We start from the raw sequence: 24,210 nt of genomic DNA, 5'->3' as shown, positions 1-24,210 counted from the left end.
GGAATCCGCGGCCCCGGGCGGGAAGAAATTTCTGTGAAGCCTTTTCGACTACTTCTTCCGACTTGGGCGGGCGTCCGGCGTGGGCGCCGCCGGGGCCGCGGGCGAGCGCGACGGCTTCGCCGTCGGCGATTCGTCCGCCTCCGGGGCCCGCTCAGGAAGCAGCTCCCGGCAGTACGCCTCGACCTTGCCCGCGCCGCCGGCGGCGGCCACCAGATCGGCGAACGCGGGACTCCGCAGCGCCTTCTCACGCTGCGCCGCCGGCTTCGCCCGGTACGCCCGGCACTGCCCCGCCAGCTTCCCCTCGGAGGCCGGCTTGCCGGAGCCGCCGGGCCGGCCGGAGGGGGACACGGCGGAGGGGCCGGCACCCGGGGTGGGCGCGCCGGTCGTCGGCCCGTCACCGGACGAGGACGGCGCCGCCGGATCGGAACCGGATCCGCCCGGCACGGAGGCGGACGGCCGGGGCGCCGGCTCGTCGCCGCGGTCGAGGGTGACGGCGGCGAAGGCGGCGCCGGCCGTGGCGGTGGCGGCGATGCCGGCGACCCAGGCGACCACGCCCGTGGTCACCCGTCGCCGGCGCCGGGACGGCGCGAGCGCCGGGGCGGACGCGCCCGTCACGCGGGCGGCCCGGAACGCGGCCAGCGCGGCCTCCTCGCCGGCCAGCTCACCCGGGCGGGCCGGGGCGGCCGCGGCGGAGAGCAGCCGGGCGAGCGGGTCGTCGCCCGCGGGCGGCGCGTCGGCGGTCCGGGCGGCGTCGAGCAGCCGCTCGGCCTCGGCCCGGTCGGCGGGCCGCTCGGCGCCGTCAGAGCGGCGGAAGTTCATCCAGTTTCCCCTCACGTCATCCGTCCGCCGGCTCGGCGTGGGAGGTGCTCGGCGTCTGCCGGCCCCGCCGCGGGTGGGGCGGGCCGGTCCGCTCGTCGCCACCGGACGGTTGGGGCAGGTCCTGACGTTCCAGCAGCGCGGCGAGCCGGCGCAGGCCGCGGTGCGCGGCGGTGCGGACGGCACCCGGGCGACGCCCGAGCACCCGGCCGGCGGTCTCGGCGTCCAGCCCGATCACCGCCCGCAGCAGCACCGCCTCGGCCTCCCGGGGCGGCAGCGTCGAGATCAGGGCCAGCGCGGCCTCCGTACCGATGGTCTCGCCGGCCCGTTCGGCCGTGTCCGCGTCCCCGGCCAGCTCGCTCAACGCCTGCACCGGCACCGGCAGGGAGGGACGGCGACGCAGGCGGCGCAGGTGGTCCATCGCCCGGTTCCGGGCGATCGTCACCGTCCAGGCCCGGAACTCCCCGCCGGTGAAGCTGGGCAGGTCCCGGGAGATCTGCAACCAGGTCTCCGAGGCGACGTCCTCGGCGTCGGCGCCGACGAGGGCGGTGAGATACCGCAACAGGCCCGGCTGGAGGCTGCGGTACAGGAAGCGGAAGGCCTCCTCGTCGCCGGCCTGCGCCGCGGCCACCGCCTCGCTCAGCTCACCGGTCATGCGTCCGCCGCCCCCGCCGTGACCGGCAGGCCGTGCGTGACGCACCCCCGGTGCGGCAGCCGGACCCCCTCGCGCACCAACAGCCCCCCGCTGACCCCATCGCACCCTGCCGAGCGGCCGGGCGGCATGTCTGACACACGCCGCGACAATACGGCGGTCGGCCGAATGCCGCACCGGCACCATGGGCTGGCCCGAGTCGCGCTAACGGTAGGAGTCAATGGACGGGTGGACAAGTCGCCACCTGGCAGGGAAAGAGTGAGAAATATCTAGCTGAACAACGGCGAGTCCGCGTGACGGAAAACGGCTGCGGGACGCTCTCGGCCAGGTCATCCCGGTACGGGCGTCCCCGGTGGGCCCGTACGCCCGGCTTGCTCCCGCCATCCGCGGCCATTGTGACAGTGGGTCCGGGTCTCGTCACCCCCCGTTCGCGGGGCCGTCGTGGCGCCGGTACCGGTGCCGCCCCGGCGCCGGACCCGACGGGGAGATCGCGATGAGTTCTTTTCTGCTCCTCTGGGTACGGTATTCGGGTGTTGTCATCGGAGGTCGTGCTCAGCGGTCGCTACCGCCTGGACGAACGTGTCGCCACCGGCGGCATGGGCGACGTCTGGCGTGCCACGGACCTGGTCCTGGGCCGCCAGGTCGCGGTCAAGGTGCTGCTGCCGGCGCTGGTCTCCGACCCCGACTTCATCGCCCGGTTCCGCGCCGAGGCGCGGATCATGGCCGCCCTGCGCAACCCGGGCATCGTGCAGGTCTTCGACTGCGGTGAGGACCGGCTCGCCGACGGCGGGCGCGCCGACTACCTGGTCATGGAGTTCGTCGAGGGCGAGCCGCTGTCCCGGCGGATCGAGGCCGCCGGCCACCTGGACGTCGCCGAGACGATGTCGATCGTCGCGCAGGCCGCCCAGGCGCTGCACGCCGCGCACGCCGGCGGGATCGTGCACCGCGACGTGAAGCCGAGCAACCTGCTGGTGCAGGAGGACGGCACCGTGGTGCTGGTCGACTTCGGTGTCGCCCGGTCCACCAACGTCACCAGCATCACCAGCACCAACGCGGTGCCGGGGACGGCGCTCTACATGGCGCCGGAGCAGGCCTCCGGCCGTCCCGTATCCGCCGCCACCGACATCTACGCGCTCGGCGCGGTCGCGTACTGCTGCCTCACCGGCGGGCCGCCCTTCACCGGCGACAACCCGCTCCAGGTCGCGGTACGGCACCTGGACGACGAGCCGCCGGCGCTGCCGGAGGAGATCCCGGCGACGGTGCACGCGCTGGTGTCGCGGGCCCTGGCCAAGGACCCGGCCGACCGGTTCGCCACCGGGGCCGAGATGGCCGCCGCGGCCCGGGCCGCGCTGAGCGACGGCGCCGCGGCGACCGCGTTCGTCCCCCCGGCGCTGCGGGGCGCGGCAGGCCCGGCCACCACCACCCGGGGCGACGTGCCGGTGCTCCCGACGGCCGCCACCGTGGCGCCCACGCGGGGCCGCGGTCGGCGCGGCTCGCTGGTCGGCGCGCTCGCGGCGGTGCTGGTGGCACTCACCGCGCTGGGCGCGGCGCTCGGCGCGGCCAAGGAGACCGGCGACGGGGCGACCAACATCAAGAGCACCTCGCCGGCCGTGGCCCCGAGCGACCAGGAGGAGCTGCCGGCGAGCCCCGAGGAGACCGTGGACCAGCCGCGCCGGCCGAACCGCACCTGGAACCCGGGCAACCGGCCCTCGGCCACCGTCACGGTGACGCCGTCGCCGGGGCCGAGCGGGTCGGCCGAGCCGCAGCCGACCTCGGCGCCGACGACCACGCCGGCGAACCCGCCGACCACCACCACGGCGCCGGCCGACCCGCCGACCACCACCACGGCGCCGGCGGACCCGCCGACCACCACCACGGCGCCTCCGGACCAGGACCCGCCGCCGGCCGGCACCTGACCGGATCCGACACCGCCGCTGCCATTAGCCGCAAAATCGGACTTTAAACCCCATACAAGCCCTAAGCTCCCGGGCAGGAGTCACTTACTGCCACGGGAGCGAACGTGCGCGTTGAGAAGCTGGTCGTCATCGGTCAGGGGTACGTCGGTCTGCCACTGGCGATGCGTGCCGTCGAGGCGGGGCTGGACGTGGTCGGCCTCGACGTCGACGCCGACCGGGTCAAGCGGCTCGCCACCGGTGAGTCGTTCGTCGAGGACATCACCGCCGAACGGCTCGGCCGGGCGCTGGGCAGCGGGCGCTACCGGCCGAGCACGGAGTACACCGACGCCGAGGGCTTCGACATCTGCGTGATCACCGTCCCGACCCCGCTGCGCGACGGCGCTCCCGACCTCAGCTACGTCGAGCAGGCCGGCCACGGCATCGGCCGGTACGTCCGGGCCGGCTGCACGGTGGTCCTGGAGTCGACCACCTACCCCGGCACCACCGAGGACGTGCTCCGGCCGCTGCTGGAGTCGGCCAGCGGCCTGCGCAGTCCCGGCGACTTCCACCTCGGCTACAGCCCGGAGCGGATCGACCCGGGCAACCGCACCTGGCGGCTGGAGAACACCCCCAAGGTGGTCTCCGGCGTCGACGGCGCCTCGCTGCGCCGCGTCGACGACTTCTACCGGCGCCTGGTGGAGCGGACCGTGCCGGTGGACTCGACCCGGATCGCCGAGCTGACCAAGCTGATCGAGAACACCTTCCGGCAGGTCAACATCGCGCTGATCAACGAGCTGGCGATCGCCTCGCACCACCTGGGGATCGACGTCTGGCAGGCGATCGACGCCGCCTCCTCCAAGCCGTTCGGCTTCATGCCGTTCCGGCCCGGCCCGGGGGTGGGCGGGCACTGCCTGCCGATCGACCCGTGCTACCTGTCCTGGCAGGTGAAGCGGACGATGGGCCGGCAGTTCCGGTTCATCGAACTGGCCGACGACATCAACCACCAGATGCCCGAGCACGTGGCCCAGCGGGTGATGGCCGGGCTGAATCGGGTGGGCCGCTCGGTGAACGGGGCCCGGCTGCTGCTGCTGGGCCTGGCGTACAAGAAGAACACCGGCGACATGCGCGACTCCCCCGCCGTGGACGTGGCCCGGCGGCTCAACGACCTCGGGGCCGACGTGCGCGCGGTCGAGCCGTACGCCGAGCCGCAGCACATCCCCGGCGGGGTGACGGTGGTCGACCTGACCGAGCGGGAGGTCGCCGAGGCCGACGCCGTGGTCGTGGTGACCGACCACGACAGCTTCGACTACGACCTGGTGGCCCGGCACGCCCGGTACGTCTTCGACACCCGGGACCGCTGTCGGGGCGCGGTGGTGGAGCGGCTCTGACCCAGTGGTGGCCGATCCCGCCCGGGACCGGCCACCACGGGGTCACTCCGCGCCGAGTGCCTCGACCACCGGCCGGCCCAACGCCCGCCGGGCCGGCAGCACGGAGGCGAGCAGGGCGGCCAGCACCGCCACCGCGAGCATCAGCCCGAGCCGCCCCCAGGGCAGCACCAGGGTGAACTCCCCGCCGATCTTCGCCACGAAGGCCATCGCCCCGGCGCTGACCCCGGCGCCCAACGCCATCCCGAGCACCGCCCCGACCAGCGCCATCAGCACCGCCTCGACGGCCAGCATGGCCCGCATCCGGCCCCGGGTGAGGCCGACCGCCCGCAGCACGGCGTTCTCCCGGGTCCGCTCCACCACCGAGAGGCTCAGCGTGTTCGCCACGCCGACCAGGGCGATCACCACGGCCAGGCCGAGCAGCGCGGTGACGAAGGCCAGCAGCATGTCGACCGTGCCGGTGAGCATCTTCTTGTAGGCGGCCTGGTCCATCAGGTTGACCGTCGGGTACCGCGCGACGACGGTCTCGACCGCCGCCCGGGCCCGCTCGGCGGGGACCCCGGCGGCGGGATCCACCTCGGCGAGGAAGCCGCGCTGGGTCGGGAAGAGCCGGGCGAAGTCGACGTCGACCATGTCGACCACGTGTCCCTCGGCCACCCCGGGGTCGGCCTGGGCGTCGGCGGTCACCACCGCGGCCACCCGGAAGGACCGGCCGGCGAGGGTCACCGGGGCGCCGACGGTCCAGCCGCGCGCCTCGGCGAGCTGCCGGTGCACCAGCACCGCGCCCGGGCCGAGCTCGCCGTCGTCGCCGGCCACCGTGCCGGTCAGGGTACGGCCGACCAGCGCCGGATGCGCGGCGCGGATCTCCACCCCGTCGACGACCTGGCTGCGCCGCTCGTGCACCACCCCCAGCTCCGGCCGGGCGGCCAGCTCGTCGGCGAGTGCCGCCGGCAGGTCGCTGCCGACGCCGGTGACCAGGTAGTCGACGCCGATCTGGGCGTCGACGGCGCGTTCGATGCCCACCTTCACGCTGCCGGCGCCGACCACGAACGCCGACACCAGACCGATCCCGATCACCAGCGCGGTGGCGGTCGCCGAGACCCGGCGCGGATTGCGGACGGCGTTGGCCACGGCCAGCCCGGCGGTGGCGCCGAGGAGCAGCCGGGCGGGCGCGCCGAAAAGCCGGACCAGGGCGGGCACCAGCACCGGGCCGTAGAGCACGATGCCGAAGAAGGTCAGCATCCCGCCGAGGGCGACCAGCGCGATCTGGCCGACGGTGGCGGCCACCGCGAGGGCGGCGACCCCGGCGGCGAAGACCAGCGCGCCGATCGTCAGCCGGACCCGGCCGGCGCGGCGGGTCACCTGCACGGCGGCGTCGGTCAGCGCGGCCACCGGGGCGACCCGGGTGCCCTGCCACGCGGGTACGCAGGCGGCGGCCACGGTGATCGCCGTGCCCAGCGCCACGCAGAGCAGTACGGTCGACCGGGTCAGCAGGACCTCGCCGGTGAACGGCAGGTCCAGCGTGGACAGCCCCGCCGCCAGGCCGGCGGCCAGGCCGGCGCCGGCCAGCACCCCCAGCGCCGAGGCGCTCAGCCCGAGCACCGCCGACTCCAGCAGGGTGGCCCGGAAGACCTGCCCCCGGGTGGCGCCGACCAGCCGGAGCAGGGCGGTACGCCGGGTCCGCTGGGCGAGCACGATGGCGAAGGTGTTGGCGATGACGAACCCGGCCACCACCACGGCGACCCCGGCGAAGGTCAGCAGGATCATGCCGAACTGCTTCAGGTCGCGGACGGCGTCGTTGACCGCGTCGTCGAGGATCTGCTGACGGGACTTCACGGTGGCGCCGGTGGCGGCCAGCCCGGCCAGCCGCTCGGCCACCGCCTCGCGGGACGTGCCCGGGGCGACGGCCACCATGATCCGGCCGTACCCCCGCTCCCCGGTCACCGCCAGGGCGTCGGCGCCGACCAGGCCGATGAAGGGTCCGCCGACGTCGCGGGCGGTGCCGGCCACATCGACGGCGCCGACCAGGGTGTACGCCCGGGCGGCCCCGGTGGAGCCGCCCACCTGGACCGGCGCGCCGAGGGTGAAGCCCTCCTCGCGCACGGTGGACGCGTCGAGGACGACCTCGCCGGCACGGTCCGGCAACCGGCCGGCGGTCAGGTCGTACGAGCGCAGGGCCGGGTCGGTGGGGATCGCGGCGAGCACCCCGTAGCCGAGCACCGGACGGCCGTCGGAGCCGACCACCCCGCCGGAACCGGTCAGCTCCCCCTCGGCGGCCGCCACCCCGTCGACCGCGCGCACCCGGTCGACCAAGGCGGGCGGGAGGGGGTCCGTGCCGGCGTACACGCCGAGGTCGGTGTGCCGGTCGAAGGCGCCGGCCCGGTCGTACGCGCCGGCCCGCATGCCGTCGGTGAGCATCAGGGTGCCGGCGACGAAGGCCACGCCGAGCACGATCGCCAGGGAGGAGAGCAGCAGCCGCAGCGCGTCGGCGCGCAACGAGCGCAGGGTCAACCGGATCATCGCGGTCACCGCCCCCGCGCCGGGGCGACCGGGTCGAGGCCGGCGAGCGCGTCCAGGATCCGCTCGGCGGTCGGCGCGGCCAGCTCGCGGACCAGCCGGCCGTCGGAGAGGAAGACCACCCGGTCGGCGTACGCGGCGGCCACCGGGTCGTGGGTCACCATGACCACCGTCTGGCCGAGGGTGTCCACGGCCTCCCTGAGCAGCCCCAGCACCTCGGCACCGGAGCGGGAGTCCAGGTTGCCGGTCGGCTCGTCGGCGAAGACCACCCAGGGGCGGGTGACCAGAGCCCGGGCGACGGCCACCCGCTGCTGCTGCCCGCCGGAGAGCTCCGCCGGCCGGTGCCCGAGCCGGTCGGCCAGGCCGACCGCCGCCACCACCTGCCGCAGCCAGGCCGGATCCGCCCGCCGGCCCGCGATGGCCAGCGGCAGGAGGATGTTCTCCTCGGCGGTCAGCGCCGGCAGCAGGTTGAACTTCTGGAAGACGAAGCCGATCCGGTCCCGGCGCAGCAGGGTGAGCCGCTTGTCGTCGAGGCGGGCGGTCTCGGTGTCGCCGAGCCGGACGATGCCCGCCGAGGGGCTGTCGAGGCCGGCCAGGCAGTGCATCAGCGTCGACTTGCCCGAGCCGGACGGGCCCATGATGGCGGTGAACCGGCCGGCGGCGAAGTCGACGTCGACGCCGTCGAGGGCGACGACGCGGGCGGCGCCGCGCCCGTACTCCTTGCGCAGGCCGCGGGCGGTGACCGCGACACCGGTACGGGCCGGGACGGGTGGGGCGAGGGACATGCGGAGACTCCCCGTGCAGTCGGTGACCAGGACGTCTCCGACGCTATGCAGCGCCGCCCGCGGTGGCGTCCGCCCGCGCGGTCGAGGTCGGTACGCCCCGGGTCGCCCCCCATCGGGTGGACCCGTACGACCCAGGTCGTAGCGCCGGTCAGCCTCCCGGCGTGACCAGCCCGCTCTCGTAGGCCAGCACCACCGCCTGCACCCGGTCGCGGAGCTGGAGCTTGGCCAGGATCCGCCCGACGTGGGTCTTCACAGTCGCCTCGGCGACGTGCACCCGGCCGGCGATCTCGGCGTTCGACAGTCCCTGCGCGACGAGCAGCAGGATCTCCCGCTCCCGGTCGGTGAGCTGGGCCAGCCGGGGGTCCTCGGTGGGCCCCGGTCCCAACCGGTCGGCGAACCGGTCCAGCAGCCGGCGGGTGATCGACGGCGCGACCACCGAGTCACCGGCGGCGACCACCCGGATCGCGGCGAGCAGCTCCTCCGGGGGCACGTTCTTGAGCAGGAAGCCGCTCGCCCCGGCGCGCAGCGCGGCGAACGCGTCGGCCTCGGTGTCGAAGGTGGTGAGCACCAGCACCCGGGGCGGGCCGGCCGGGCGGTCCCGGCAGATCCGGCGGGTCGCCTCCACCCCGTCCATGGTGGGCATCCGGACGTCCATCACCACCACGTCCGCCTCGGTGCGGGCGAGCAGCCGCAGCGCGTCCGCGCCGTCGATGGCCTCGCCGACCACCTCCAGGTCCGGCTGGGAGTCCAGCACCATCCGGAACCCGGCGCGCACCAGCGCCTGGTCGTCCACGATCACCACGCGGACCGTCATGCCGCCACCACCTCCGTCCCGGGGGTCGACGGTAGCGGCAGCCGCGCCTCGACCCGCCAGCCCCCGGCCAGCCGGGGGCCGGCGACGAGGCTGCCGTCGTACACGCCGACCCGCTCGCGCATGCCGACCAGGCCGTGCCCGCCGGACGGCGCGGGACCGACCGGCGGGCGGCCGTGCCCGTCGTCGACCACCCGGACCACGACGGCGTCCGGGACGTGCTCCAGGGTGACGGTGACGCTCGCGCCGACCCCGGCGTGCTTGAGCGCGTTGGTCAGCGCTTCCTGCACCACCCGGTAGACGGTGAGGTCCAGGCCCGGGGGCAGCGCGGCCGGTTCGCCGGTGACCGTGTGCCGGACCCGCAGCCCGGCGTCGCGGAACCGGTCCAGCAGCGCGGGCAGTTCGGCGACCGCCGCCCGCCGGTGCTCCGGGTCGGCGGCGACGGCGGCGTCGTCCGGCGGCTCCGCCGTGGCCGGCGGCTCCGCCGGGCTGGGCTCCCGCAGGACGTCCACCAGCCGGCGCATCTCCTCCAGCGCCTGCCGGCCGGTGTCCGCGACCACCTTGACCGCGGCGCGGGCGGTCTCCGGGTCCTGGTCGAGCATGTACCGGGCCCCGTCGGCCTGGACGATCATCACGGCCATGCTGTGCGCCACCACGTCGTGCAGCTCACGGGCGATCCGGGCCCGCTCCCCCGCCACCGCGGCGCGGGCCTCGGCCTCCCGCTCGCGCTCCAGGGTGGCGGCGCGCTCCTCCAGGCTGAGCACGTAGAGGCGGCGGGTCCGCACGTTCAGGGCGGCGAGCCACACCCCGCCGGTGACCAGCGCGAAGTAGATGGCGATGGCCCAGCGGGCGGCGTTGCCGACGGTCTGCGAGGCGGCCAGCACCACCCCGATCGCCGCGACGATCCCGGCCAGCACGCCGTCGCGCAGCCGCTCGGCGTACTTGACGACGCTGTAGAGGGCGATCAGCACGCCGACGTCGTAGGCCAGCGGCCCCCAGCCGGCGATCACCTGCACCATGGCGAGCCCGGCCACCACGGCGGCCACCGCCGACGGGTGGGCCCGGCGCCACAGCAGGGCGACCGCCATGGCGCAACCGACCAGCGTGGCGGGCACCCCGCCGGGCTGGCTCACCACGGCGGCCACGGCGAGCAGCGCCACCACGCCGGAGACGAGAACGTCGAAGGCGAGCGAGCGCAGCGGGCGGCCGAAGACGGTGCGGTTCACGGTCACCCAGCGTACGGGGCAGGTCGCCGTCGATGGCGCCCGCGGACGGCCGGTCGCGGCCGGGGTCGCGCGGTGCCGGGGCGGGTCAGGCGGGCGGCCGGACCAGCTCGCGCATGCGGTCGATCTCGACGGACTGCTCGGTGGCGACGGAGTTGGCGAACTCGTCGAGCTGTTGGTCGACGCCGACCTTCAGCAGGTCGGTCGCCATGGTGACGGCACCCTGGTGGTGCGCGGTCATCAGCTGCACGAACAGCCGGTCGAAGTCGGCGCCCCGGGCGTCCGCGAGCCGCCGGATCGCCTCCGGCGACTGCATGCCGCGCATGGTGCCGTGGTCGTGGCCGGGCACCTCGGCCGGCAGGCCGCGGGCGCTCAACCAGCCGCGCATCATGCCGATCTCCGGCCGCTGCGTGCCCCTGATCCGGTCGGCCACCGCCCGGATCTGCGGGCTGGCGGCCCGGCCCTCGGCCAGCTCCGCCATCTCCAGGGCCTGCTCGTGGTGCGGGATCATCATCCGCACGAACCAGACGTCCAGGGAGTTGTAGCTGGGCGAGGCGGTGTCGCGGACCTCGGCGGCCGGGCGGGCGACGGCGGACTCGCCGGGGCGGCCGGGGACGATGACGGAGGGGCCGTCAGTCGGGGCCGGGGTCGGTGACGCGACTCCGGTCGATCCGACGGCCACCGGGGCGGGACGGTCGGTGGGCCGCAGCGCGAGCCCGAGCGCCACCAGCACCACGGCCGCGACTGTGACGACGAGCAGGGTCCGTCCACGTAGGGCGGTCATGCGACTCCCCCTCCGGTCGAGGTCGCAGCGATCGTATCCATTGACGACGACCCTTTCATGTGACGCAGATCACATCGACGCCCTTCGCCGGAAGGTAAGGTGTCCACAATCATCAACCCCTGTCGAAGGGCTCTGCCGATGATCAGATTTCCCCTCCCCCGACGACGCCAGCTGAGGATCGTGAGCCTGGCCGCGGCCGGCCTCTTGGTGGCGAGCGTGGCCACCGCCCCGGCCGGCAACGCCGCCGTGACGCCCGACGCGGAGGCGGTCGCCACGGCCACCACCGCACAGGCCGCCACGGCCACCCCCACGCTCGGCGTGGACGAGATCTCCAGCAGCCCCAACCTGCGACAGATCGCCAACCTGCCGAAGCAGGCCCCGTTCAACACGTCGGCGGCCTTCAACAGCGACATGGCCTTCCAGGGCCGGTACGCCTTCGTCGGCAACTACGAGGGCTTCGTCATCTACGACATCGCCCGTCCCAGCGCACCGAAGATCGTGTCCCAGGTGCTCTGCCCGGGGTCGCAGAACGACATCTCGGTCTACGGCGACCTGCTCTTCCTCTCCACCGACCAGGGCCGCAGCAACGACTCCTGCACGAGTGAGCGCCTGACCGAGACCAAGCCGGAGTCCTGGGAGGGCATCAAGGTCTTCGACATCAGCGACAAGGCCAACCCGCGCTACATCAAGGCGGTCGAGACCGACTGCGGCTCGCACACCCACACGCTGGTGCCGGCCAAGGACAAGAAGTCCGTCTACCTGTACGTCTCGTCGTACCGCCCCTTGGTGGAGCTGCCGGACTGCCAGCCCCCGCACGATTCCATCTCGATCGTCAAGGTGCCGCTGAAGAAGCCGACCGACGCGGCCGTGGTGGCCATGCCGAACCTCTTCCCGGACGGCGGGTACGAGGGCAGCCCGGGTCACTCGGCGACGAGCGGCTGCCACGACATCACCGCGTACCCGTCGAAGGACATCGCCGCCGGCGCCTGCATGGGCGACGGCATCCTGATGGACATCTCGAACCGGGAGGCGCCCCGGGTCATCAACCGGGTGCGTGACACGGTGAACTTCGCCTTCTGGCACTCGGCGACGTTCAACAACGCCGGCACCAAGGTCGTCTTCACCGACGAGCTGGGCGGCGGCGGCGCGGCCACCTGCAACGAGGTCGTCGGGCCGAACCGTGGCGCGGACGCCATCTACGACATCACCGGTCGCGGTGACGCCCGGACGATGGTCTTCCGCAGCTACTACAAGATCCCGCGGGCCAACACGGACACCGAGAACTGCGTGGCGCACAACGGCTCGCTGATCCCGGTGTTCGGCCGGGACATCATGGTCCAGGCGTGGTACCAGGGCGGCATCTCGGTCTGGGACTTCACCGATTCGGCCAAGCCGAAGGAGATCGGGTTCTGGGAGCGCGGTCCGCTCTCGGCCACCCAGCTCACCACCGGTGGCGCCTGGTCGACGTACTACTACAACGGGCACATCTACTCCAGCGACATCCAGAAGGGCCTGGACGTGCTGGAGCTGAACGACTGGCGGACCTGGACGGCCAACCTGGTCCGGTTCCGCGAGCTGAACGTGCAGACCCAGGCCGGCTACCTGAGCTGGTAGGGCCACGTCGGAAGGGCCCGGTCCCCGTCGGGGGGCCGGGCCCTTCCGCGTACGGCGGGGTCAGTCCATCGGCAGCTGGTAGCGCCGCTCCTTGCCGGTCGCGGTGACCAGGCGCACCTCGCCGCTGCGCAGCCCGTACGTCACCGACCAGCGGGTGTGGCCCTGCCGCACCTGGTCGAGGATCCGCAGCGCCGCCGGGGCGTCCACCCGGGCGCCGGAGCTCTCCAACGCGGCCGCGATGGCCCCGTACCGGCGGTCGGCGCGCCGCTCCTTCTCGGACACCCCGACCACCGGCACGTTGGTCAGCGCCTGCCAGCGGCCCTCGCCGCGCTGGACCCGCATCGTCCCGTCCACGAACTCGACCACGGCCGAGCGGCCGGTCGCGTCGGCGAGCAGGTAGTGCAGCGGCGGCCCGCCGTCGAAGTCCAGGTTATACCGGCCGAAGACGGCCACCGCCTCGTCCACCGTGGCGGCCCGGTCGAGCACCAGCCGCAGGATGCGTACCGAGCCGACCGTGGGGCGGCCCGGCACCGGCGTGACCTTCGCGTGGTCGTCGGCGGCCAGGCCGACCGCGAGCCCGCGCTCGTTCATCCCGTCGAAGGGCAGCAGCGGCGCGTCCAGCAGCCGCCGATCCCCCGTCGGGTCCGCGTCGATCCCGAGGTACGACAGGTCCACCAGGGACACCGAGGCGTAGCCGTCCGGCGGGTCGGTCCGCAGCACCATCGCCGGGTTGGCTTCCCAGTCGAAGTTGCGGGCGAACAGCGGCCGGGCCGGGTCGCCGCTGGCGGCGAAGAGCGAGCAGCCGAACGGGCTCGCCTCGGGCTCCGCGTCGGTGCCGACCGTCGCGTCGTACCGGCCGACGTAGGTCATCTCGTACAACGGCAGTTTGTCGACCCGGCGCACGCTGGCCAGGGTGCGCCCGACCTCGTCGGCGTCCTGTCGGGAGGCGGCCGGCACCCGGTCGCCGGCCGGCGCGGGCGGCGTGTCGTCGGTGCCGGCGCAGCCGGTGGTTGCGAGCAACAGGGCGAGCCCGGCGCCCAGGAGAGTCCTCCGCATATCTCCGGAACGCTATGGGAGACCCCGGGGGTTGTCCACCGACCGAAGGCGACACCGGTTTTCCGTTTCGGGCATCCGGGTACCTGGATCCGGACGGACGAGAGGAGAGCGCCCATGAAGCGCAACGAATACCACGTGGTGCCGAACGACGGCTCCTGGAAGGTCGAGCAGGGCAGCCGGAGCCTCGGCTCGTACGACACCAAGCACCGCGCGGTCGAGGAGGGCCGCAAGGTGGCGCACGCCAACGAGCCCAGCCAGCTCGTCGTGCACACCGCCGACGGGAAGATCGAGACCGAGTACACGTACCAGAACGACCCGTTCCCGCCCGCCGGCTGACCGGCACTCCCCTCCGGCGGCCTGCCGGGACCACCTGGTCACAGGCGGTTTCGGCAGGCCGCCGTCGGCTGTCCGCGACCGGCATCGTCACCACCGGCCCGGACTGCTCGCCTCAGGCCCGGACCACCGGGATCTGCAACTCGGTGACGCCCTTCTCCGGCTCGTCCTGGCAGTACTCCAGATAGACCTCGCGGGCGTGGCCGGCGGCCCGCCAGCCGTTCTCCTCGATCCAGCCGGCGAGGACCTGCATGCTCGCCTCCACCTCGTCCATCGATCCCTGGTGGACGATCGTCGCGGCGGCGGGCACCGCGGGCAGGTCCACGATGGCGAAGTCCGCCGCCCGGGCCGGGTCCGCGTCGACGGTCACCCCGGCGTGCACCACGACGGCCTCCCCGTCGCCGTCCGCCGGCTGGTAGTAGGCCAGGCCGGGGCCGCTCGGGGCGACGTCCGCCGCCGCCAACCGCTGGAACAGCTGCGGGTAGAGCGGCTGGATCACCGGGCCGATGTCCCGGGTCTGGTAGCTGGGTGCCACCCCGGTCAGCTCCGCAACCCGTACCGGCGGGATCTCCTTGAGTACGACGTCCTGGCTGGTCATCCGACCCTCCGTCTCGATCATCCGGAGCCTCGCCTCGATGCCGGCCAGCCGGGCGGTGTCCGCCGCCACCTGCGCCTCCAGCTGCGCGCGACGCAACCGCAGCATGCCGCGCAGCTCGGCGACGTCGACCGCGTCGTCGATGATCGCCTGCACCTGGGCCAGGGTGAGGCCCAGCTCCTTGAGGGCGATCACCCGGTTCAGCCGGCGCAGCTGGTCGGCGCGGTAGAAGCGGTAACCGGTGTGCGGGTCGACCGCGGCCGGACGGAGCAGGCCGATGCTGTCGTAGTGGCGCAGCATCCGCACCGACACCCGGCCCAGGCTGGCGAAGTCTCCGATGGTGAACATGGTCCCCCCACGGTCGGCCCTGACACGGTGTCAGAGTCAAGCGCGCGGGTCACCTCCACCACGCGTCGCGGCGGGCGGCGGGTTGGCTCGGCCGGGCTCAGCGGACCGGCGCCCCGCGGGTGGGACGCGGCCCGACCAGCCGGCGGACCAGCGGGGCGGCGTTCCACCTCGCCGCCCCGACCAGGTCCCGGGCGTGCTCCAGCATGGTGTAGTCGGGTCGGGCCAGCCCGTCGGCGATGGCCCGGTCCAGGTCGTTGCCGCAGCGGGTGAGCACGCTGTCGAAGTCGCGGCGAACCGGCTCCAGCAGGTCGTAGCCGAACCGGCGGTGCAGCCGGGAGAAGAACGGCTTGTAGAGCCGGGCCCGCTCGTGCAGACCCGAGGAGTACGACATCGGGTTCTTCGGCCGCCGCCGGATGTAGTCGGGCAGCACGTCGGCGAACGCCCGCCGGACGATCCACTTCTCCTGGCCGTCGCGCATCTTGAGCGCCAGCGGCAGCCGCATCGCCAACTCCACCACGCTGAGGTCGAGGAAGGGCACCCGGGCCTCCACCCCGTGGCCCATGCTGGCCCGGTCGACCCGCTGCAACTCCGTACGGCAGAGGTTGCGGATCTTGTGGAGGAAGAGCCGGCGGGCCCGGTCGGGGCCGACCTGGTGGTACATCGGGTAGCCGCCGAACAGCTCGTCGGAGCCGTCGCCGGTGAGCACCACCTTGACCCCCATCTCGTGCAGTCGCCGGAAGATCGGCACGGAGACCACCGCGTTGATGATGTCGCCGTACTCGGTCAGCTCGGAGATCCGGATCGCCTCCCGGACGTCGGCCAGCCGGATGTCGCGCGGGCGCAGCTGGACCACCTCGTGCGGCACGCCGAGGTCGGCGGCGAGCCGCCGCGCGTACGCCACGTCGGGGCTGTCCGGCACCCCGACGGTCACCGCCACGCAGTCCGGGTGCAGCTCGCGGACGTGCAGCAGCGCCAGCGAGCTGTCCAGGCCGCCGGAGAGCACCACCCCGACGGTGAGGTCGGTGTCCACCCGCATCCGGATGCTGTCGCTGATCGCGGCCCGCACGAGCAGGGCGGCCTCGTCCGGGTCGTCCACCTCGGGCAGTCCCTCACCGAGGGCGAGCAGGTCGAGGTACGCCGCCAGCTCCACCCGCCCGTCCGGGTCGGCCCAGCCGTGGTGCCCGGGCGGCACCTCGTCCACCGGGGCGTGCAGCCCGACCAGCGCCTTGACCTCCGAGGCGACGTGCAGGCAGCCGGGCGTGCGGGCCCAGTAGAGCGGCTTGACCCCGAGCGGGTCCCGGGCCAGGTAGATCCGGCCGGTGGCGCGTTCGGCGACGGCGAAGGCCCACTCGCCGCGTAGCCGGTGCACCGCTTGCTCGCCCCAGCGCAGGAACGCGGCGAGCACCACCTCGGTGTCGCTCGCGGTGCGGAACAGGTGCCCGGCCCGGGTCAGCTCGGCGCGCAGCTCGTGGTGGTTGAAGACCTCGCCGTTGTAGCAGAGGACGTACCGGCTGTCGGCGGAGGTGAACGGCTGCACGGCCCGGTCCCGGTCGACGATTCGCAGCCGCCGTACGCCGGCGAGCAGGCCGGCCTCCTGCCGGGTCTCGGTGACCTCGCCCCGGGGGGCGAGGACGGCGAGCATGCGGCGGAAGATCGCCGGGTCGGCCTCGGGGCCGGCGCTGAGCGCGATGCCGCACATCCGCCTCAGGCCCCCATCTCCGCCTCGTAGGCCGAGCGCAGCCGGGCGCGGGCGCCCGGCGCCACGCACACGTGCCAGGCCTGCCCCTCGTCGATCACGTTGATCTCACCGGCGGCCTGCCGGGCGAGCAGGATCTCGGCGAGGGTGTCCCGGACGCCGAAGCGCGTGAACCAGGCCATCTCCACGTCCACCGCCCAGCCGAGGCAGTGCCCGCTGGGCACCATCGCGGCGTACCCGAGACGGCGCAGCTGGTACTGGTGCTCGGCGCTGCGCACCAGGCTGGTCACCCAGAGCGGCGGGGTGGCCGGCGGGGTGGCCCGGGCCAGCTCGCGCGCCAGGTCGTTGAGGAGCGCCACCACCTCGCGCCGGGTGCGCCGGAACTTCACCCCGGCGGTGCGCGGGGTGGCGTCCGGGCGGAGCTTGCGGCGCACCGCCCGTACGCCCCGGCCGAGCATGGTGGCCGGCTGCTCCTGGTAACGGAAGGCGAGCAGCCCGCGCCGGCGCAGCCACTCCAGGTCGACCAGGTCCGGATGGGTGTCGACCTGGTCGTCGGTGAGGAAGGTGGTGGTGTCGCGCCACCACATCACGTCGATGCGGGAGAGCAGGTAGATCCGGACCAGCGCGGTGAGGTCGCTCGCCGAGGTCCGCTCGTTGGGCTGATAGCGGGCCATCTCCAGCAGCAGCGTCTCGCGGGCGCCGATGAACCCCTGCGGGGTCGCGTCGAGCACCGCGGCGATCGCCGGCTCCCGCAACCGCTGGTCGAGCAGCACCTGGCGGGCCCTGCTGGAACTGGCGTCGGCGAGCGCCCCCACCTCCACCAGCAGCTCCGCCACGGCGTCGCGGTACGCGTCGAGGTCCGGCGGGGCGGTCGGCACCACGCGGGCCCGGCCCGACGCGGGCGACCGGCGTGCCGGGGCGGGCGAGGAGACGGACGGGCCGGGCTGGGGGCCGGAACTTCGGCTGGGCACGCGCATGGTCGGGTCCTCTCCCGGTACGACACGGTGCGGATGAACCTGAAACACACCGTAAGCACCCGGAACAGGGAAAGTACGAGCAATCCTCCCATCCACCCCTAAGGGCGACGACCAATCGCTGTCATCCGCTGCACCTCCGCGTACGACGGCAGCGCCGGATCCGGCTCCATAACCCCTGTCCGGACGGCGTCGGCGGTGCGGACCACGGCGGCCAGCGCCGCCCGGAACAGCAGCGAGCCGGTGCTGATCCGGGCGACCCCCAGGCGGCCGAGCGCCGCCGGCGACGGCCCGCCGGGCTGGGCCAGGACGTTCAGCGGCGCGTCGACCGCGTCGGCCAGCCGCCGGACGACGGCCGGGTCGCCGACCCCCGGGACGAAGACGCCGTCCGCCCCGGCCTGCCGGTAGGCCCGCGCCCGCGGCAGCGCCTGCTCCATCGGGTCGGGCAGGCCGAGCCACCAGGCGTCGGTGCGGGCGTTGACGAAGAGCCCGGGCACCCGGGCCCGGACCGCCTCGATCTTCGCCACCACCAGGGCCGGATCGGCGAGGCTGCCGTCGGGCCGCCCGTCCTCCAGGTTGATCCCGACCACGCCGAGGGCCGCCAGCTCGGCGGCGTACCCGGCGACGGCCGACGGGTCGTCGCTGAAGCCGGCCTCGACGTCCACGGTCACCAGCACCGGCAACCGGACCAGCAGCTCGGCGAGGCGAAGGGTCTCCTCGGCGGTGGCCGCCAGCCCGTCCGGCCGGCCGGCGGCCGCGGCCACGCCGAGGCTGGTGGTGCCGACCGCCGGGTGGCCGGCGGCGGCCAGGGCGGCGCCGGAGGCGTGGTCCCAGGCGTTGGGCAGCACCAGCGGCCGACCGGGGCGGTGCAGGGCGCGGAAGGCGGCGTGGCGGTCGCTCATCGGGACACCGCCGGTCGGGTGCGCGCGGGTCCGGATTCCGGTCGGGTCGCCGGGCCGGCCCGGCGTTCGCGCAGCACGTCCACCACCCCGGTGGCCAGGGCCAGCGCGTGCCGTTCGCCCGGGCAGCCGTGCGCGCCAGCGCCGAAGGTCAGCACCGACCGGCCCGGCGCGAACCGGTCCGGCGCGGTGACCGCCGCCGGGTCCCGGTTCGCCGCGTCGAAGCGCAGCACCAGCTCCGCGCCGGACGGGACCGCCTGCCCGCCCACCCGGGCCGGGCGGGCGGCGATCCGGCGGGTGGCGCGTACCGGTGGGTCGAGGCGCAGCACCTCGGCCAGCAGCGCCGCGGTGGGCACCGACGGGGGCACCGCCGGGGCGTACCGGGCGGCGGCGCCGATCAGCGCGGCGGTGGCGTCGCAGGCCTGCACCAGCAGCCCGATCCGGTTGGCCAGCGCCTCGGGCGGCCCCGCCGGGGAGATCGCCACCAGCGTCGCCACCGCCCAATCCGCGCGGCGCACCGCGGCCGGCGCGGCACCGGGCTGGTAGGCGGCGGCCACCACGGCCACCGCCGGCACCGCCGCCGCCGGATCGGCCAGGCCGAGCCGGGCCGCCAGCACCCGCACCGGTACGCCCCGAGCCAGTCGCGCCGACCCGGCGAGCGGGTCGCGGTCGAGTTCCTCGGCGGTCAGCCGGGCGGCGTCGCGCCGCAGCCCGTCCGGCGGGCAGTCGGCGAGCGCGGCGACGGCGGCGGCCCGCCGGGCGGGATGCCGGTCCGGCCCGCTGAACCGGGCGACGGTGCCGCGCAGCCAGGCGAGGGTGTTGGGCGGTCCCGGCGCCGCCTCGGGCACCCGGAAGTCCGGATCGGTGAGCACCGCGCAGACGTCCGCGTGGCGGGTCACCGACCAGACGCCGCCGTCGAGGGTCGGCGGGCCGCAGGCCGGGGTGTCGGGGCCGGGTGGGATCAGGGGCGTCGGGTCGCTCATCCACCCGACGCTAGGGGCGGATCGCTTCGGCGCCGACCGAACTCTGCCGGCATCGGCGGCACCTCCGGGGGGCGGTGATGTCGGCCTCGCCGGTCAGGCGCGTCGGGCCTGCCCCGGTTCGGGCGGGACGATCGCCGGGGCGGGCCGGCTGCGGTGGTCAGGCGCGCCGCCAGCGGGACGACCGCCTCGGTGAGGCCGATCTCGACCATCTTCCGTTTCACGGCCTGGGCGACTTTCCGGCTTCCGTTTCACGGCTTGGGCGACTTTCCGGCCGACTTCGGCTTCGACGGCGACGGGTCGCAGGTCGGGCCGGCCGGGCCGGTCAGGCGCGCCCGCCGCCACCGTCGCGGCGGGGCGGCACCAGCTCGCCGGCCTCGATCCCCAGCGCCTCGGGCAGCGCCGCCACGCCGGCCGGGGTGACCCGCACGCTGCGCCCGGTGCCGCGCGTCGTCCAGCCCAGCTCGGCGAAGCGACGGCACAGCGCGGCGCCGAGCGCGCCGGCCAGGTGGGGACGGCGCTCCGTCCAGTCCAGGCAGTCCCGCACCAGGGGCCGCCGGCCGCCGCGCAACGGCGCGACGCCGAGGTCGGCCAGCCAGTCCCGGCCGGTCGGGGTGACCGCGAGACCGTCCGCGCCGTCGAGCAGACCGCGGGTCAGCAGGGCGTCGCGCAGCCGGACGCCGAGCCGCCCGGCGAGGTGGTCGTAGCAGGTCCGGGCGTGGGCCAGGGCGGCGTCGGCGGTGGCCACCCGCAGCGAGCCGGCCGGGCGCGGGTCCGGCGACGCGTGCCCGGCCAGGTCCTCGATCAGCTGGGCCACCGCCGGGTCGGCCAGCCGCAGGTAGCGGTGCCGTCCCTGGCGCTCCTCCACGAGCAGGCCGCCCCGGACCAGTCGGGTGAGGTGTTCGCTGGCGGTGGAGGGGGCCACCCCGGCACCGCGCGCCAGCTCGCCGGCCGTCCACGCCCGTCCGTCGAGCAGGGCCAGGCAGATGCCGGCCCGGGTCTCGTCGGCGAGCAGGGCGGCCAGCTCGGCGAGGCGGCGGCCGTCGGTGGGCGCAGCGGTCATCCGCCGATGGTGCCACGGCGACGGTTCGGTCGGCGCCGCACCCGTGCCGACACCTTTACAACGTTGTATTCATCGTTGTAGAACTGGACGGAATGACGCACCGACCACCATTCACCCCAACCGAGGCAGGTCTGATGGGTCAACTCCGCCGCGGCGGCGCGCTCGCCGCCGTACTCGGTCTGCTCCTGGCTGCGGTCGCCTCCGCGCCCGCCACCGCCGGAGCCGACACCCCCGACCGCTACCGCAACCCGCTCTCCGCCGGATTCGCCGACACCTTCGCCGACCCCGTCGTCGTCCGCGGCGACGACGGCTTCTGGTACGCCTACGGCACCACCGACCCGCTGCGCGAGGGCGAGAAGCGGTTCCACCGGGTGCCCACCGCCCGCTCCGCCGACCTGGTCGACTGGACCTACCTCGGCGATGCCTTCGGCCCCGACCAACGCCCGCCGTACGCCACGGCCGGCGCCGGCTTCTGGGCGCCCGACGTGCGCCGGGTCGGCGACCGGTGGGTCATGTACGTGACCGTCACCGACACCACCGTCTCCCCCGACGGCGGCGACTTCGCCGTCGGCGCGGCGACCGCTCCCACCCCGACCGGCCCGTGGACCTTCGCCGACCAGCCGGTGGTGGCGCCCCGTCCCGGCGGCGGCGGTGGCTGGCTCTGGACCATCGACCCGTCGCAGTTCACCGACGTCGACGGGAAGCACTACCTCTACTACGGCAGCTACTACGGCGGTATCTCGGTCACCGAGCTCTCCGCCGACGGGCTGCGCGCGGTCGGCGCGCCCACCCTGGTCGCCATCGACAACAAGTTCGAGGGCAGCTACGTGCTGCGCCACGACGGCTGGTACTACCTCTTCGCCTCCACCGCCAACTGCTGCGCCGGCCCGGCCACCGGCTACTCGGTCCAGGTGGGCCGCGCGACGAGCCCACGCGGGCCGTTCGTCGACCGCGACGGCATCCCGCTGACCGCCTCCCGGGCCGGCGGCACGCCGGTGCTCACCCAGAACGGCAACCGCTGGATCGGCACCGGGCACAACGGGTTCCTCACCGACCTGTCCGGGCAGGACTGGATCGTCTACCACGCCATCGACCGGGCCGACCCGTACCTGGACGAGCCGTTCGGCATCAACGAGCGGCCGATGCTGATCGACCGCCTCGACTGGATCGACGGCTGGCCCCGGGTCAACGCCGGCGCCGGCCCGTCCGACGGCGACCGCCGGGCGCCGGTGACCACCGCCCGACTCGACGCCCGCTTCGACTCCCCGGCGCTGAGCGACTGGACCGGCAGCGGCACCTGGCGGGTCACCGACGGCCACCTCGCCGGCACCGGCGCGCTGACCAGCCGCACGGTGACCGGCGGCGACCTGCGCGCGGAGGCCGACCTGCGGCTCACCGGCGCGGCGGCGGCCGGACTGACCGTCGGCCGGGTCGAGGTACGCCTCGACGCCGCCGCCGGCCGGCTCGTCGCCCGGGAGGCGGGCGGCGTGACGGCGAGCGCGCCCCTGCCCGCCGCTCTCGACCCCGCCGACCCGCACCACCTCGCCGTCGAGGTGCGCGGCCGGCAGCTCGTCGCCGAGCTGAGCCCGGCCCGGCTCGGTGACCAGCTCGCCGTGGTGTCGCTGCGGCTGACCCGGCCGACGGTCGGCCGGCTCACCGTCACCGCGACCGGCGGCGCGGCGGAGTTCGACAACGTCAGCGTCGCCCGGCTGCACCGGCCCGCCCCACGGGCGGTGCCGGAGCCCCGCGCCGGCGGGGTGCTGCCGGCGTACTCCGACGAGTTCGCCGACGGCCTGGACCCGGCCTGGCGGTGGGTCCGCGAGGACCCGGCGGCGACCGTCTCCGGTGGCGCGCTGCGCTGGCCGGTGCAGGCGGCGGACCTCACCGGCACCGGCAACACCGCCGGGGTGCTGCTGCGCGACGCGCCAACCGGCGACTACGTGGTCGAGACGAAGGTGACCCTCGACCTGGGCGAGGAGACGGTCCGCAACTACCAGCAGGCCGGCCTGGTCGCGTACGTCGACGACGACCGGTTCGCCCGGCTGGCCCAGGTGGCGATCTGGAACACCCGTCAGGTCGAGTACGGCTACGAGCTGCCCTTCGCCGGCCAGCCCGTCTACGGCGGGAACATCGTCGGCACCCCGGCCACCACCACCTGGCTGCGGCTGGCCCACCGGGTCGACCCGGCCACCGGCGAGCACGAGTTCCGGGCCGGGTCCAGCCGGGACGGGACGAGCTGGACGTGGGGCGGGGTGTGGACGTTCCCGGCGGGCACGACGCCACGGATCGGCCTGGTCGCGCACGGCGGGGCGGAGCCCCCGGTGACCGCCGTCTTCGACTACGTCCGCTTCCACGGATGAGTCCGCGGGCGGGTGCGCGCCGACGTCGCGCCGCACCCGCCCGGCCGGCCCCGCCCGGAGGCGGGCGCGCTTCGAGTCGGATTCGAGTCCGGTCTGGAATCCTGCATCGCGCCACAGCCGGTCCCGACTCGGCTAGAACGGAAGATGTCCACCGGCCCCGTGGGCCCGGCCATCCGCGCCCCGGGCAGGCGTCGACCGGTGCCGTGATCCGGAGCGCGCCGACGCATCCGACCCGGCCGCCGCGACGGCTCGACATCCAGGACTCTCGAGGTGAACATGACGCAGGACTCCACCGGCACGATCCGGACGGCACCGACGCCCGACGAGGAACTCGGCGCGCTCCGGCGTGAGCTCCGGGCACTCACCGACCACCGCGAGATCTCCGAGCTGGTGGCCCGGCTCGGCAGGTGGCTGGACGGCCGCTGCCTCGGCGACGCGGACGCGCTGTTCACGCCGGAAGCGGTCGCCGTGACGCCGGGCGGCACCGACGAGGGCCGTACCCGCCTGGTCGAGCAGGCGCAGCAGCACCACGCCCACTACCACCGGCTCCAGCACTCGATGGCGCACCTGCTCGTCGAGCAGGACGGCGACCGGGCGTCGGGGCAGGCGAACCTGACCGCGGTCTTCGTCGAGAACGACCCGCCCGCCGTCCGGGTCCTCGCCGGCGACTACCGCTTCGGCTTCGTCCGCACCGCCGACGGCTGGCGGTTCTCCCGCATCGAGATCCGACCCACGTGGATGTCGACCGCATCGCAGGTCGTGCTCATCCCCCAGCCCGCCGGGGCCTGACCGGTCAGGCCGCCCGGGCGATGGCGCGTACCGCGCCGTCGCCCGGCGGCATGGCCGTCCCGCCGGGGCTGAGTGCGCCGCCGGGCGACCGGCACGTCGCCGGTTCAGAAGAGCTGGTCGTGCTCGACTGTGCGGGAGCGCAGCAGCAGACCGCCATCCTCGCCGCGCACGATCACGTCCCGGACGACGCAGCTCGGCGCGATGTCCGGCTTACCACCCGGGCGCGTCGTGATCACCAGCGCGTAGCAGGTCGAGCGGATGCTCCCGTCGTCCTGCGGTTCGAGGTCGATCATGTTGAACCAGTGCCGGCGCTGCACCGGGTCGTTCTCGAACCGCTTGTGGAACTCGTGCAGGTCGGCGGCGATGCCGGCCCGGGTCCGGGCGGGTTCGCGTCCGGGCGTGTGACCGAACTCCGCGTCCTCGGTGAACGTCTCGGCGTAGGCCTCCAACTTGCGTTCGTCGAGCTGGCGCATCTGCCGCGCGTAGAACTGCTGGACCTCCGTGTACAGCTCGGCGAACGAGGTGGACGTCGGCATGGGTGACCTCCGGGATGGCTGGCCTGGACGGGGGCACCGGACGGCGGGCCCCGGCGGCACCACGATGACCGTCCGGACTCGAATCCGGCTCGAAGACCG

Annotated in this window: 21 protein-coding genes; 6 read left to right on the top strand and 15 right to left on the bottom strand. The window is 74.8% G+C overall.

Going from position 1 to position 24,210, the window contains the following annotated elements; all coding sequences use genetic code 11:
- Window positions 1-48: 48 nt before the first annotated feature.
- Window positions 49-819, bottom strand: a complete 771-nt coding sequence (locus FHX75_RS03005) for a hypothetical protein (protein WP_154936551.1) — start codon at window positions 817-819, stop codon at window positions 49-51.
- Between the two features lie 16 nt (window positions 820-835).
- Window positions 836-1,471, bottom strand: a complete 636-nt coding sequence (locus FHX75_RS03000) for an RNA polymerase sigma factor (protein ID WP_154936550.1) — start codon at window positions 1,469-1,471, stop codon at window positions 836-838.
- 521 nt (window positions 1,472-1,992) lie between these two features.
- On the opposite strand from FHX75_RS03000, the gene FHX75_RS02995 reads away from it, so the two are divergent.
- Window positions 1,993-3,384 (top strand): serine/threonine-protein kinase, encoded by a 1,392-nt coding sequence (locus FHX75_RS02995; RefSeq protein WP_170285340.1) that lies wholly within the window; start codon window positions 1,993-1,995, stop codon window positions 3,382-3,384.
- Window positions 3,385-3,488: 104 nt separating this feature from the next.
- The gene (locus tag FHX75_RS02990) at window positions 3,489-4,751 is read left to right on the top strand and encodes a nucleotide sugar dehydrogenase (protein ID WP_154936549.1); all 1,263 of its coding nucleotides are present in this window, start codon (window positions 3,489-3,491) and stop codon (window positions 4,749-4,751) included.
- Window positions 4,752-4,793: 42 nt separating this feature from the next.
- Here FHX75_RS02990 and FHX75_RS02985 read toward each other — a convergent pair whose 3' ends face one another.
- The 5 genes from FHX75_RS02985 to FHX75_RS02965 all read right to left on the bottom strand — a co-directional run bounded on the left by FHX75_RS02985 (window position 4,794) and on the right by FHX75_RS02965 (window position 10,868).
- Window positions 4,794-7,268: an ABC transporter permease gene (locus tag FHX75_RS02985; RefSeq protein WP_154936548.1), complete on the bottom strand. Its 2,475-nt coding sequence runs from the start codon at window positions 7,266-7,268 to the stop codon at window positions 4,794-4,796.
- Window positions 7,269-7,273: 5 nt separating this feature from the next.
- Window positions 7,274-8,050, bottom strand: a complete 777-nt coding sequence (locus FHX75_RS02980; RefSeq protein ID WP_154936547.1) for an ABC transporter ATP-binding protein — start codon at window positions 8,048-8,050, stop codon at window positions 7,274-7,276.
- Window positions 8,051-8,198: 148 nt separating this feature from the next.
- Window positions 8,199-8,864, bottom strand: a complete 666-nt coding sequence (locus FHX75_RS02975) for a response regulator (protein ID WP_154936546.1) — start codon at window positions 8,862-8,864, stop codon at window positions 8,199-8,201.
- A complete protein-coding gene (locus FHX75_RS02970; RefSeq protein WP_154936545.1) occupies window positions 8,861-10,093 on the bottom strand; it encodes a sensor histidine kinase in 1,233 nt (410 codons plus the stop codon). The genes FHX75_RS02975 and FHX75_RS02970 overlap by 4 nt, the downstream gene beginning before the upstream one ends.
- Before the next feature lie 79 nt (window positions 10,094-10,172).
- Window positions 10,173-10,868, bottom strand: coding sequence for a DUF305 domain-containing protein (locus FHX75_RS02965; protein ID WP_154936544.1), 696 nt, complete (start codon window positions 10,866-10,868; stop codon window positions 10,173-10,175).
- A 138-nt stretch (window positions 10,869-11,006) separates the two neighbouring features.
- On the opposite strand from FHX75_RS02965, the gene FHX75_RS02960 reads away from it, so the two are divergent.
- Window positions 11,007-12,482: an LVIVD repeat-containing protein gene (locus FHX75_RS02960; RefSeq protein WP_154936543.1), complete on the top strand. Its 1,476-nt coding sequence runs from the start codon at window positions 11,007-11,009 to the stop codon at window positions 12,480-12,482.
- Window positions 12,483-12,542: 60 nt separating this feature from the next.
- On the opposite strand, the gene FHX75_RS02955 is transcribed toward FHX75_RS02960, so the two are convergent.
- Window positions 12,543-13,538 (bottom strand): linear amide C-N hydrolase, encoded by a 996-nt coding sequence (locus tag FHX75_RS02955; protein WP_154936542.1) that lies wholly within the window; start codon window positions 13,536-13,538, stop codon window positions 12,543-12,545.
- Between the two features lie 114 nt (window positions 13,539-13,652).
- On the opposite strand from FHX75_RS02955, the gene FHX75_RS02950 reads away from it, so the two are divergent.
- Window positions 13,653-13,874: a DUF2188 domain-containing protein gene (locus tag FHX75_RS02950; protein WP_154936541.1), complete on the top strand. Its 222-nt coding sequence runs from the start codon at window positions 13,653-13,655 to the stop codon at window positions 13,872-13,874.
- Window positions 13,875-13,986: 112 nt separating this feature from the next.
- On the opposite strand, the gene FHX75_RS02945 is transcribed toward FHX75_RS02950, so the two are convergent.
- The 6 genes from FHX75_RS02945 to FHX75_RS02920 form a co-directional block, all read right to left on the bottom strand.
- Window positions 13,987-14,814, bottom strand: coding sequence for a MerR family transcriptional regulator (locus FHX75_RS02945; RefSeq protein WP_154936540.1), 828 nt, complete (start codon window positions 14,812-14,814; stop codon window positions 13,987-13,989).
- Between the two features lie 97 nt (window positions 14,815-14,911).
- Complete coding sequence (locus FHX75_RS02940; protein ID WP_154936539.1) at window positions 14,912-16,513, bottom strand: asparagine synthetase B family protein; 1,602 nt, start codon at window positions 16,511-16,513, stop codon at window positions 14,912-14,914.
- Window positions 16,514-16,518: 5 nt separating this feature from the next.
- The gene (locus FHX75_RS02935) at window positions 16,519-17,487 is read right to left on the bottom strand and encodes a hypothetical protein (protein WP_154936538.1); all 969 of its coding nucleotides are present in this window, start codon (window positions 17,485-17,487) and stop codon (window positions 16,519-16,521) included.
- 98 nt (window positions 17,488-17,585) lie between these two features.
- The gene (locus FHX75_RS02930) at window positions 17,586-18,386 is read right to left on the bottom strand and encodes an isocitrate lyase/PEP mutase family protein (RefSeq protein ID WP_154936537.1); all 801 of its coding nucleotides are present in this window, start codon (window positions 18,384-18,386) and stop codon (window positions 17,586-17,588) included.
- Window positions 18,383-19,366 (bottom strand): cytochrome P450, encoded by a 984-nt coding sequence (locus FHX75_RS02925; protein ID WP_154936536.1) that lies wholly within the window; start codon window positions 19,364-19,366, stop codon window positions 18,383-18,385. Before FHX75_RS02925 ends, FHX75_RS02930 begins: the two co-directional genes overlap by 4 nt.
- Window positions 19,367-19,688: 322 nt before the next feature.
- Window positions 19,689-20,426 carry an ArsR/SmtB family transcription factor gene (locus FHX75_RS02920; RefSeq protein ID WP_154936535.1) on the bottom strand — a complete coding sequence of 246 codons (738 nt, stop codon included), beginning with the start codon at window positions 20,424-20,426 and terminating at the stop codon, window positions 19,689-19,691.
- 134 nt (window positions 20,427-20,560) lie between these two features.
- Here FHX75_RS02920 and FHX75_RS02915 point away from each other — a divergent pair, with 134 nt between their 5' ends.
- Both FHX75_RS02915 and FHX75_RS02910 read left to right on the top strand, forming a co-directional pair.
- Window positions 20,561-22,786: a glycoside hydrolase family 43 protein gene (locus FHX75_RS02915; protein WP_154936534.1), complete on the top strand. Its 2,226-nt coding sequence runs from the start codon at window positions 20,561-20,563 to the stop codon at window positions 22,784-22,786.
- A gap of 276 nt (window positions 22,787-23,062) precedes the next feature.
- On the top strand, window positions 23,063-23,575 hold the full coding sequence (locus tag FHX75_RS02910; protein WP_246157847.1) for a nuclear transport factor 2 family protein: 513 nt from the start codon (window positions 23,063-23,065) through the stop codon (window positions 23,573-23,575).
- A gap of 104 nt (window positions 23,576-23,679) precedes the next feature.
- Here FHX75_RS02910 and FHX75_RS02905 read toward each other — a convergent pair whose 3' ends face one another.
- The gene (locus FHX75_RS02905) at window positions 23,680-24,111 is read right to left on the bottom strand and encodes a nuclear transport factor 2 family protein (RefSeq protein WP_154936532.1); all 432 of its coding nucleotides are present in this window, start codon (window positions 24,109-24,111) and stop codon (window positions 23,680-23,682) included.
- Between the last annotated feature and the right edge of the window lie 99 nt (window positions 24,112-24,210).

It is taken from the genome of Micromonospora palomenae (assembly GCF_007829925.1).
GTDB lineage: Bacteria > Actinomycetota > Actinomycetes > Mycobacteriales > Micromonosporaceae > Micromonospora > Micromonospora purpureochromogenes.
The sequence above is the reverse complement of the archived record's forward strand: the minus strand, read 5'-3'. Positions and strand labels throughout refer to the sequence as shown.

Excerpts from the sequence above, each read along its gene's own strand:
- FHX75_RS03005 (WP_154936551.1), bottom strand. The coding sequence starts at position 819 with ATGAACTTCCGCCGCTCTGACGGCGCCGAGCGGCCCGCCGACCGGGCC.
- FHX75_RS03000 (WP_154936550.1), bottom strand. The coding sequence starts at position 1,471 with ATGACCGGTGAGCTGAGCGAGGCGGTGGCCGCGGCGCAGGCCGGCGAC.
- FHX75_RS02985 (WP_154936548.1), bottom strand. The coding sequence starts at position 7,268 with ATGATCCGGTTGACCCTGCGCTCGTTGCGCGCCGACGCGCTGCGGCTG.
- FHX75_RS02980 (WP_154936547.1), bottom strand. The coding sequence starts at position 8,050 with ATGTCCCTCGCCCCACCCGTCCCGGCCCGTACCGGTGTCGCGGTCACC.
- FHX75_RS02975 (WP_154936546.1), bottom strand. The coding sequence starts at position 8,864 with ATGACGGTCCGCGTGGTGATCGTGGACGACCAGGCGCTGGTGCGCGCC.
- FHX75_RS02965 (WP_154936544.1), bottom strand. The coding sequence starts at position 10,868 with ATGACCGCCCTACGTGGACGGACCCTGCTCGTCGTCACAGTCGCGGCC.
- FHX75_RS02960 (WP_154936543.1), top strand. The coding sequence starts at position 11,007 with ATGATCAGATTTCCCCTCCCCCGACGACGCCAGCTGAGGATCGTGAGC.
- FHX75_RS02955 (WP_154936542.1), bottom strand. The coding sequence starts at position 13,538 with ATGCGGAGGACTCTCCTGGGCGCCGGGCTCGCCCTGTTGCTCGCAACC.
- FHX75_RS02950 (WP_154936541.1), top strand. The coding sequence starts at position 13,653 with ATGAAGCGCAACGAATACCACGTGGTGCCGAACGACGGCTCCTGGAAG.
- FHX75_RS02945 (WP_154936540.1), bottom strand. The coding sequence starts at position 14,814 with ATGTTCACCATCGGAGACTTCGCCAGCCTGGGCCGGGTGTCGGTGCGG.
- FHX75_RS02940 (WP_154936539.1), bottom strand. The coding sequence starts at position 16,513 with ATGTGCGGCATCGCGCTCAGCGCCGGCCCCGAGGCCGACCCGGCGATC.
- FHX75_RS02935 (WP_154936538.1), bottom strand. The coding sequence starts at position 17,487 with ATGCGCGTGCCCAGCCGAAGTTCCGGCCCCCAGCCCGGCCCGTCCGTC.
- FHX75_RS02930 (WP_154936537.1), bottom strand. The coding sequence starts at position 18,386 with ATGAGCGACCGCCACGCCGCCTTCCGCGCCCTGCACCGCCCCGGTCGG.
- FHX75_RS02925 (WP_154936536.1), bottom strand. The coding sequence starts at position 19,366 with ATGAGCGACCCGACGCCCCTGATCCCACCCGGCCCCGACACCCCGGCC.
- FHX75_RS02920 (WP_154936535.1), bottom strand. The coding sequence starts at position 20,426 with ATGACCGCTGCGCCCACCGACGGCCGCCGCCTCGCCGAGCTGGCCGCC.
- FHX75_RS02915 (WP_154936534.1), top strand. The coding sequence starts at position 20,561 with ATGGGTCAACTCCGCCGCGGCGGCGCGCTCGCCGCCGTACTCGGTCTG.
- FHX75_RS02910 (WP_246157847.1), top strand. The coding sequence starts at position 23,063 with ATGACGCAGGACTCCACCGGCACGATCCGGACGGCACCGACGCCCGAC.
- FHX75_RS02905 (WP_154936532.1), bottom strand. The coding sequence starts at position 24,111 with ATGCCGACGTCCACCTCGTTCGCCGAGCTGTACACGGAGGTCCAGCAG.